The following is a 5723-nucleotide window of genomic DNA, read 5'->3' on the forward strand; positions in this document are numbered from 1 at the left end:
TGTGTCTGTTGTTTGAGAACTCAATAGTGTGCCAAGTTTGTTGATACCAATTGTTTTATTGATTGGTTGTTTTGGCTGGGCCTGTCCACCCCGTGGATTGGGTCTGGTTTTTACAGCTGGTTTCAAATTTTGCAGCCTTCTTCTTCCGTTATTTCCGGGGGTGTTGGTTGTGTTCGTTTTTGTTTTACTTCAACGGAGAGTTTGATCCTGGCTCAGGATGAACGCTGGCGGCGTGCTTAACACATGCAAGTCGAACGATGACCTGGTGCTTGCACTGGTGATTAGTGGCGAACGGGTGAGTAACACGTGAGTAACCTGCCCTTAACTCTGGGATAAGCCTGGGAAACTGGGTCTAATACCGGATATGACTCCTCATCGCATGGTGGGGGGTGGAAAGCTTTATTGTGGTTTTGGATGGACTCGCGGCCTATCAGCTTGTTGGTGAGGTAATGGCTCACCAAGGCGACGACGGGTAGCCGGCCTGAGAGGGTGACCGGCCACACTGGGACTGAGACACGGCCCAGACTCCTACGGGAGGCAGCAGTGGGGAATATTGCACAATGGGCGAAAGCCTGATGCAGCGACGCCGCGTGAGGGATGACGGCCTTCGGGTTGTAAACCTCTTTCAGTAGGGAAGAAGCGAAAGTGACGGTACCTGCAGAAGAAGCGCCGGCTAACTACGTGCCAGCAGCCGCGGTAATACGTAGGGCGCAAGCGTTATCCGGAATTATTGGGCGTAAAGAGCTCGTAGGCGGTTTGTCGCGTCTGCCGTGAAAGTCCGGGGCTCAACTCCGGATCTGCGGTGGGTACGGGCAGACTAGAGTGATGTAGGGGAGACTGGAATTCCTGGTGTAGCGGTGAAATGCGCAGATATCAGGAGGAACACCGATGGCGAAGGCAGGTCTCTGGGCATTAACTGACGCTGAGGAGCGAAAGCATGGGGAGCGAACAGGATTAGATACCCTGGTAGTCCATGCCGTAAACGTTGGGCACTAGGTGTGGGGGACATTCCACGTTTTCCGCGCCGTAGCTAACGCATTAAGTGCCCCGCCTGGGGAGTACGGCCGCAAGGCTAAAACTCAAAGGAATTGACGGGGGCCCGCACAAGCGGCGGAGCATGCGGATTAATTCGATGCAACGCGAAGAACCTTACCAAGGCTTGACATGAACCGGAAATGCCTGGAAACAGGTGCCCCGCTTGCGGTCGGTTTACAGGTGGTGCATGGTTGTCGTCAGCTCGTGTCGTGAGATGTTGGGTTAAGTCCCGCAACGAGCGCAACCCTCGTTCTATGTTGCCAGCGCGTGATGGCGGGGACTCATAGGAGACTGCCGGGGTCAACTCGGAGGAAGGTGGGGACGACGTCAAATCATCATGCCCCTTATGTCTTGGGCTTCACGCATGCTACAATGGCCGGTACAAAGGGTTGCGATACTGTGAGGTGGAGCTAATCCCAAAAAGCCGGTCTCAGTTCGGATTGGGGTCTGCAACTCGACCCCATGAAGTCGGAGTCGCTAGTAATCGCAGATCAGCAACGCTGCGGTGAATACGTTCCCGGGCCTTGTACACACCGCCCGTCAAGTCACGAAAGTTGGTAACACCCGAAGCCGGTGGCCTAACCCCTTGTGGGAGGGAGCTGTCGAAGGTGGGACTGGCGATTGGGACTAAGTCGTAACAAGGTAGCCGTACCGGAAGGTGCGGCTGGATCACCTCCTTTCTAAGGAGCACCTACAGTCACCTTGCCCCGTGTATGCGGGTGTGGAGGGGTTGTCAGGAGTATATGCCCGTTGCGCAGACGCTAGTTCTGCGGCGGGTGCTCAAGGGTGGAATATCAATGAATAGCGGCCGCTTGTTTCTTTCCCTTGCCTAGTACGGATTCCCTTTTGGGGGTGTCCTGGAACGGTGTGGGTTGGGGGTGGGTGGTTTAGTGTTTGGCACACTGTTGGGTCCTGAGGCAACAGGGCCGGTGGGATGGGCTGCAGCCTTTTGGGTTGTGGTGTGTTTTGTCGGGTTTGTTTGTTTCTGGTTTCCTGGCTGCATCGAGCGCGCACTTTGTGTGTGTGGGGTGTGTGGTTTGGGGTTGTTGTTTGAGAACTACATAGTGGACGCGAGCATCTTTTATAAGAAGCAATTTCCAAGAATTATGAACCTGGATCTGTCCGCACTCTTTCGGGGTGTGGGTGGTTTTCATGGTTCTCTCGAAAATTAGCGTTTTTGATCTTTTGTGGTCAAGTTTTTAAGAGCACACGGTGGATGCCTTGGCATTAGGAGCCGAAGAAGGACGTAGGAATCTGCGATAAGCCTGGGGGAGTCGATAACCGGACTGTGATCCCAGGGTGTCCGAATGGGGAAACCCCGCCAGGGGAGCGATCTGCCTGGTGACCCGCATCTGAACACATAGGGTGCGTGGAGGGAACGCGGGGAAGTGAAACATCTCAGTACCCGCAGGAAGAGAAAACAATAGTGATTCCGTCAGTAGTGGCGAGCGAACGCGGATCAGGCTAAACCGTTCCATGTGTGATAGCCGGCGGGCGTTGCATGGTCGGGGTTGTGGGACTTTCCATACCAGTTCTGCCGGACTGGTGAGGTGTGATGTGCAGGCATAGGTGAACGGTCTTGAAAGGCCGGCCAGAGAGGGTGTGAGCCCCGTAACCGAAATGTTTTGTGCCGCCTGGAGAGTATCCCAAGTAGCACGGGGCCCGAGAAATCCCGTGTGAATCTGTCAGGACCACCTGATAAGCCTAAATACTCCCTAATGACCGATAGCGGACCAGTACCGTGAGGGAAAGGTGAAAAGTACCCCGGGAGGGGAGTGAAACAGTACCTGAAACCGTGTGCTTACAATCCGTCGGAGCAACCTTGTAGTTGTGACGGCGTGCCTTTTGAAGAATGAGCCTGCGAGTTAGTGTTACGTCGCGAGGTTAACCCGTGTGGGGAAGCCGTAGCGAAAGCGAGTCTGAATAGGGCGTTGCAGTGGCGTGATCTAGACCCGAAGCGAAGTGATCTACCCATGGCCAGGTTGAAGCGACGGTAAGACGTCGTGGAGGACCGAACCCACTTCAGTTGAAAATGGAGGGGATGAGCTGTGGGTAGGGGTGAAAGGCCAATCAAACTTCGTGATAGCTGGTTCTCCCCGAAATGCATTTAGGTGCAGCGTTGCGTGTTTCTTGCTGGAGGTAGAGCTACTGGATGGCTAATGGGCCCTACAAGGTTACTGACGTCAGCCAAACTCCGAATGCCGGTAAGTGAGAGCGCAGCAGTGAGACTGTGGGGGATAAGCTTCATAGTCGAGAGGGAAACAGCCCAGACCACCAACTAAGGCCCCTAAGCGTGTGCTAAGTGGGAAAGGATGTGGAGTTGCGAAGACAACCAGGAGGTTGGCTTAGAAGCAGCCATCCTTAAAAGAGTGCGTAATAGCTCACTGGTCAAGTGATTCCGCGCCGACAATGTAGCGGGGCTCAAGTACACCGCCGAAGTTGTGGATTTCAGATATTAGCTAAGCCGCCCCTTGTGGGTTGGTTCAGGCGTCTGGAGTGGTAGGGGAGCGTCGTGTGGGCAGTGAAGTCGCGGTGTAAACCAGCGGTGGAGCCTACACGAGTGAGAATGCAGGCATGAGTAGCGAAAGACGGGTGAGAAACCCGTCCGCCGAATGATCAAGGGTTCCAGGGTCAAGCTAATCTGCCCTGGGTAAGTCGGGACCTAAGGCGAGGCCGACAGGCGTAGTCGATGGACAACGGGTTGATATTCCCGTACCGGCGAAAAACCGTCCATGTTGAACAGGGGATACTAACCGCCCGATACCTGCCCGCCCACCCTTCGGGGTGATGTGGGTTTTGGTGGAGCGCGGGACCTGATCCTGGGAGGCAAGCGTATTAACAGGTGTGACGCAGGAAGGTAGCCAAGCCGGGCGATGGTTGTCCCGGTCTAAGGATGTAGGGCGAACGGTAGGCAAATCCGCCGTTCATGATGCCTGAGATCTGATGGGACCCCCTCACGGGGGGATTTGGTGATCCTATGCTGCCGAGAAAAGCATCGACGCGAGGTTTTAGCCGCCCGTACCCCAAACCGACACAGGTGATCAGGTAGAGAATACTAAGGCGATCGAGAGAATTATGGTTAAGGAACTCGGCAAAATGCCCCCGTAACTTCGGGAGAAGGGGGGCCCCAACCTTGAACACCACTTGCTGGTGGGAGGGGATCGGGGCCGCAGAGACCAGGGGGAAGCGACTGTTTACTAAAAACACAGGTCCGTGCGAAGTCGCAAGACGATGTATACGGACTGACTCCTGCCCGGTGCTGGAAGGTTAAGAGGACCGGTTAGCCCTTACGGGCGAAGCTGAGAATTCAAGCCCCAGTAAACGGCGGTGGTAACTATAACCATCCTAAGGTAGCGAAATTCCTTGTCGGGTAAGTTCCGACCTGCACGAATGGAGTAACGACTTCCCCGCTGTCTCAACCATAAACTCGGCGAAATTGCAGTACGAGTAAAGATGCTCGTTACGCGCAGCAGGACGGAAAGACCCCGAGACCTTTACTATAGTTTGGTATTGGTGTTCGGAGTGGCTTGTGTAGGATAGGTGGGAGACGTTGAAGCCCGGACGCCAGTTCGGGTGGAGTCATCGTTGAAATACCACTCTGGTCACTTTGGACATCTAACTTCGGCCCGTAATCCGGGTCAGGGACAGTGCCTGATGGGTAGTTTAACTGGGGCGGTTGCCTCCTAAAAAGTAACGGAGGCGCCCAAAGGTTCCCTCAGCCTGGTTGGCAATCAGGTGTCGAGTGTAAGTGCACAAGGGAGCTTGACTGTGAGAGAGACATCTCGAGCAGGGACGAAAGTCGGGACTAGTGATCCGGCGGTACATTGTGGAATGGCCGTCGCTCAACGGATAAAAGGTACCTCGGGGATAACAGGCTGATCTTGCCCAAGAGTCCATATCGACGGCATGGTTTGGCACCTCGATGTCGGCTCGTCGCATCCTGGGGCTGGAGTAGGTCCCAAGGGTTGGGCTGTTCGCCCATTAAAGCGGTACGCGAGCTGGGTTTAGAACGTCGTGAGACAGTTCGGTCCCTATCCGCTGCGCGCGCAGGAAATTTGAGAAGGGCTGTCCTTAGTACGAGAGGACCGGGACGGACGAACCTCTGGTGTGTCAGTTGTACTGCCAAGTGCACCGCTGATTAGCTACGTTCGGATGGGATAACCGCTGAAAGCATCTAAGCGGGAAGCTCGCTTCGAGATGAGATTTCCATACACCTTGTGTGTGAGAGGCCCCCAGCCAGACCACTGGGTTGATAGGCCGGATGTGGAAGCGAGGACTAACGACTCGTGAAGCTGACCGGTACTAATAGGCCGATAACTTACACCACACACCACCCCCGCAAACGGTTCAAAAGCGTTTACGGTACGGGGTGGTAAAAAGAAAACAAGACTGCTTGCGTCCACTATGTGGTTCCCAAACAACAAACCCGCTACCCGCGGCACCGTTGCACAGGAACAAAACACAACACAATAACAACACCACACCTGCCTTAACCGGCAGGAAGCATGTTGTAACCACAGATTTCCCACCCCACGGCACAGCCAACGGGTGTGGAGCAAGGGTTACGGCGGTCATAGCGTGGGGGAAACGCCCGGTCCCATTCCGAACCCGGAAGCTAAGACCCACAGCGCCGATGGTACTGCACCCGGGAGGGTGTGGGAGAGTAGGTCACCGCCGGAACATCATTA

At 55.0% G+C, this 5723-nt stretch carries 3 rRNA genes; all 3 read left to right on the plus strand.

Going from position 1 to position 5723, the window contains the following annotated elements:
- Positions 1-189: 189 nt before the first annotated feature.
- The 3 genes from CXR02_RS21730 to rrf all read left to right on the plus strand — a co-directional run bounded on the left by CXR02_RS21730 (position 190) and on the right by rrf (position 5715).
- Positions 190-1715, plus strand: a 16S ribosomal RNA gene (locus tag CXR02_RS21730).
- A 509-nt stretch (positions 1716-2224) separates the two neighbouring features.
- Positions 2225-5362, plus strand: a 23S ribosomal RNA gene (locus CXR02_RS21735).
- 236 nt (positions 5363-5598) lie between these two features.
- Positions 5599-5715: ribosomal RNA gene (gene rrf, locus CXR02_RS21740) — 5S ribosomal RNA — on the plus strand.
- The 16S, 23S and 5S rRNA genes sit together here, the layout of an rRNA operon.
- Positions 5716-5723 lie beyond the last annotated feature (8 nt).

It is taken from the genome of Arthrobacter sp. 4R501 (assembly GCF_002929755.1).
GTDB lineage: Bacteria > Actinomycetota > Actinomycetes > Actinomycetales > Micrococcaceae > Arthrobacter.